The organism is Desulfofundulus sp. (assembly GCF_049701015.1).
Classification (GTDB): domain Bacteria; phylum Bacillota; class Desulfotomaculia; order Desulfotomaculales; family Desulfovirgulaceae; genus Desulfofundulus.
This window is the reverse complement of the sequence record NZ_JBNATZ010000267.1, coordinates 1-3,259: the sequence shown is the minus strand read 5'-3', so window position 1 is coordinate 3,259 and position 3,259 is coordinate 1. Positions and strand designations below refer to the sequence as shown.

General features: G+C 53.4%; 4 protein-coding genes. 2 read left to right on the top strand and 2 right to left on the bottom strand.

The genetic code is table 11. From position 1 onward, the window contains the following. Together ACPLUI_RS12925 and ACPLUI_RS12920 are read left to right on the top strand one after the other, a co-directional pair. The coding region (locus tag ACPLUI_RS12925) for a molybdopterin-dependent oxidoreductase (protein ID WP_424660665.1) at positions 1–2,030 on the top strand (2,030 nt) is incomplete at its 5' end. Beyond that, the gene (locus tag ACPLUI_RS12920; protein WP_424660664.1) at positions 2,031–2,525 is read left to right on the top strand and encodes a 4Fe-4S dicluster domain-containing protein; all 495 of its coding nucleotides are present in this window, start codon (positions 2,031–2,033) and stop codon (positions 2,523–2,525) included. 158 nt (positions 2,526–2,683) lie between these two features. Here the strand turns inward: ACPLUI_RS12920 and ACPLUI_RS12915 are convergent, their stop codons facing one another. Both ACPLUI_RS12915 and ACPLUI_RS12910 read right to left on the bottom strand, forming a co-directional pair. Beyond that, positions 2,684–2,896, bottom strand: coding sequence for a hypothetical protein (locus tag ACPLUI_RS12915; RefSeq protein WP_424660663.1), 213 nt, complete (start codon positions 2,894–2,896; stop codon positions 2,684–2,686). Positions 2,897–2,939: 43 nt separating this feature from the next. Further along, on the bottom strand, positions 2,940–3,259 hold a 320-nt coding region (locus ACPLUI_RS12910), incomplete at its 5' end, for an HpcH/HpaI aldolase/citrate lyase family protein (protein WP_424660662.1).

Genomic DNA, 3,259 nt, shown 5'->3' with positions numbered 1-3,259 from the left:
ATGATGTCAAGCTGATCGAAGGAAACCCTCACGTTGCCGGCATTGAAGGTAGTATCTGCCCGAAAGGGGCAGCCGGGGTAAGTCTTTTAAACGACGACGAAAGATTGAAAAAGCCCTTGATCCGTACCGGCCCCAGAGGTTCCGGGCAATGGCGGGAGGCATCCTGGGAGGAAGCGCTGGATTACGTGGCGGCCAAACTGGCCGAGGTCAAAGAAAAATACGGCTCACGCAGCATCGCCTTGACTGAAAGGTCGCATCTCAACTCTCACATCAGTAAAACCTTTATGAAGGCGCTGGGATCTCCCAACTACTTCACCCACGATTCCTGCTGCAAGGGCTCCCTGAATACCGCCTTCCGGACCCTGACCGGCTATACTGATGCGCAGGTAGGCGTGGACCTGGGCAAAGCCAAGCACGTCATTCTTTACGGGCGTAACATTTTTGAATCTTTAGAACTCAAGCAGGTCAAGCAGTTAATGAAGGCCATTGAAAACGGGACCAGGCTCACTTATATCGACCCGAGAGTTACCGTTACGGCTACCAAAGCCCACAAATACTTGATGATCCGCCCCGGGACGGACCTGGCTCTGAACTACGCCTTGATGCACGTTATTTTAAAAGAAGGCCTGTACGATAAAGAATACGTCGACCGGTGGGTTCTCGGTTTAAAGGAATTGCAGGCGTTTATTGAACCTTACACTCCCGAATGGGCAGAAAAGGAAACCGGTATTCCCGCTTACGAAATTGTTTCTCTGGCCCGTGAGGCCAGCGAGGCCAAACCGGCGGTCATATTCCACTACGGGTATCGTTGCTCCCACTACCTCAACGAAATCTATTTCAGAAGGTCCATCATTATGTTGAATGCCCTCATGGGCAGCATAGAAGCTCCCGGAGGTCTCTTCTTCAAGAAGGGTGCCCGGGATGCAGGCAAGAAACCCCTCAACAAACTAACCGACCAGGACCTGCCCGGGGTAACCGTAGAGAGATGCGACGGCGTGGGCACTTCCAGGCTGCCCTTGCCCGACCCGGCCCACGGGGTGGTTCAGATGCTGCCCAAAGCTATCCTGGAGGAAGACCCCTACCCCGTGAAAGCATTGATAGTCTGGCGCTTCAACCCCCTGCTTTCCATACCTGATTACGAAAACAACAGGCGTGCTCTGGAGAAGCTCGACTTCGTCGTTACCATAGATATCCAGTTCAGTGAAACTGCCTGGTATTCGGATGTCATCCTTCCCGAATCAATCTACCTGGAAAGGGGAGACTCCATACAGGAGGTAAACGGCTTAAAACCCGCGTGGTACCTGCGCAGGCCTGCCGTGTCGCCCCGCTACGACACCAGGCCGGGGTGGGAAATCATGAAGTCTTTAGCCGACCGGCTGGGTATCGGCCGGTACTTCCCCTATCAGACGCTGGAAGAACTGTGGGTTTACCAGCTAAAGGGGACCGGTATCAACATCAGTGACTTTGCAGAAAAAGGATTCGTTTCCCTGAGTGAAGAGCCCATTTACTGGGACCGTAAAGATGGAATCAAATTGAAGACTCCTTCGGGTAAAATTGAATTTGTGTCCAGCCTGCTGGAGAAAAACGGTTTTTCTTCCTTCCCGGCCTATGAACCTGTTCCTGCGCCGCCGGAAGGATATTTCCGCCTGATGATAGGCAGGACTGCGGCCCATACTCATGTCTCGACGCAAAATATCCCACTTCTCAACGAGCTTGTGTCTGAGAACGTCCTCTGGATCAATACTCGTCGGGCAGAAGAACTGGGTATCAAAGATGGACAGCTGGTAGAGGTTATTTCATCCCGGGGCCGGGATACCATCCGTGCTTATGTTACCGATCTCATCCATCCGGAAGCAGTTTTTATGCTCCACGGATTTGGGCATAAAGTGCCTGTTCAGACCAGGTGTTACGGCAAGGGTGCCATGGATACCATGTTGCAGGAAAACATTACCGACCCTGTGGGTGGTAGCCCGGCGTTACAGCATATCTATGTGACCGTGAGACCGGCTAATGTTGAGGGGGTTGAGTAAATGAGCAAGTATTACCTCTACCAGGACGAAAGTAAGTGCATTTCCTGCCGTAGTTGTGAGGTACAATGCAAGGTCAACAAAGGCCTTTTCGAGGTGGGACCTAAGCCAAACCAGGTAGTGGCAGCAGGTGAGATTCGGATAAATGGTGAGCCCAGTTTTATTGCTTGTTTTCATTGTGAGGAACCCTGGTGCATACCGGTCTGTTCCACCGGGGCCATACAAAAACGTGCTATTGACGGTATTGTGTTTATTGACCAGGAGTTGTGTGTGGGATGCAAGAGCTGCATCATGGCCTGTCCGTGGGGGGCGCCCCAGTGGGATGCCAGGAAAGGCAGGGCCGTAAAATGCGATTATTGCAAAGACCGTATTGATGCAGGGCTTAAACCTGCATGTGTTGCCGCTTGTCCTACAGGTAGCCTTATCTTTGGTCCGGCCGGAGATGTGCCGAGCATAATACCATCATACAGCAGGTCGAGCGCATTGCTCCGGGGGTGAACCGGGTCGCCCGGGTCCACCGGAGAAGTGAATAGCGGCTAGCAGGAAGCGCAGCCACTGTCGATGAGCAGTCGAACATAAAGCGAATAGCCCGGGCGCCCATTACTTATCTGCCAGCAGGAGGACTGGAGGCTCATGTTGGTCCTTTTGAAGTTGCCTCAACTCGGGTTGACTTCATCAAATGAAAGGGTAGTTACCCTGGTGAATTCCCCCCGTTTTTTTTCTTCCGGGGTGGCCGGTTCTTCCAGAAGGTCTTCATTCCCCGGAGCAAACCGGGGTTCCTTTTTTTGGGCCCTTTTCACTTCCGGTGTTCTGTCCCCGGCCGGCATGCTGCCATCCCGCCTTTCGCTCCTGCAGGTTTCAAAACCCACTATCATCTATTATCATTAATTTCTCCCGTGAATTGTTTTCTATTCATTTTGAGATCCCCAGGCGTCGGGCGGCGGCCAGCAATTGTTCCGCCCGGCGCACGATGGGCAGCTCCACCATTTTCCCGTCCACCTGAATCACACCGCTGCCGGCGGTCCGGGCCCGGTCAAAAGCTTCTACCACCTTCTCGGCCCAGGAGATTTCTTCAGCGTCGGGGGTAAAAACTTCGTTGACAGGTGCCACCTGGGCGGGGTGGATCACCAGTTTGCCCTGGAAGCCCAGTTTACGGGCATGTCGGGCATCTTCCACCAGGAAAGCGATGTCCCTGAAGTCGGGGTTTACGGTATCCAGGGGTGGAGCGATGC